We start from the raw sequence: 595 nt of genomic DNA on the forward strand, positions 1-595 counted from the left end.
GCGCGGCCGAGCGACATCGAGATGATGTCGCAGCCGTTGTCGAGCGCCCACTCGACTCCGGCAATGATATCGAGTTCGCGGCCTGCGCCGCGATTGTTCAGAACCTTGGCCACGAACAGCTCGGCGCCGGGCGCAACTGTGTACCGCGGTTCAGTCACGCCCGGCAGCGGTCGTGCCGCGGCGGTACCTGCGCAATGCGTGCCGTGCCCTTGAATATCATCGACGGTCTCACCGGGGACAAAGCTCGCATGCGTGATCGGTCGAAAGGCGAAGTCTGGATGGGCAAGATCGATGCCTGTATCCAGAACAGCCAATTTGATGCCCGCTCCGGTAAAGGCGCTCGAATCCGCAGCGGTGGCGGCCAGGCCCCACGTGCGATCAGTATCGTCCGCCCAGGGCGGATCGGCGAGGGCGAACATCCAGAACTCCGGCCGACTGTCCAAGACCAGCCCCTCGGCTTGCAGCATCTGTGCGATCGAGATCGATTGCTCGGGCCCGCCGCTAATCGCGGCCACGGAGAATCGGGGAAGGATGATGGTCGCATCGTGTTCGGCCGCCGCCGCCATGGTGTCGACGAGCGCGCCGTGCTCGGGAG

At 65.0% G+C, this 595-nt stretch carries 1 protein-coding gene; it reads right to left on the minus strand.

What is annotated here, in order from left to right:
- On the minus strand, positions 1 to 595 hold a 595-nt coding region (locus AX708_RS10905; protein ID WP_156454566.1), incomplete at both ends, for a S8 family serine peptidase.

Origin of the sequence: Erythrobacter sp. CCH5-A1 (genome assembly GCF_001557115.1) — a bacterium.
Taxonomy (GTDB): domain Bacteria; phylum Pseudomonadota; class Alphaproteobacteria; order Sphingomonadales; family Sphingomonadaceae; genus Erythrobacter.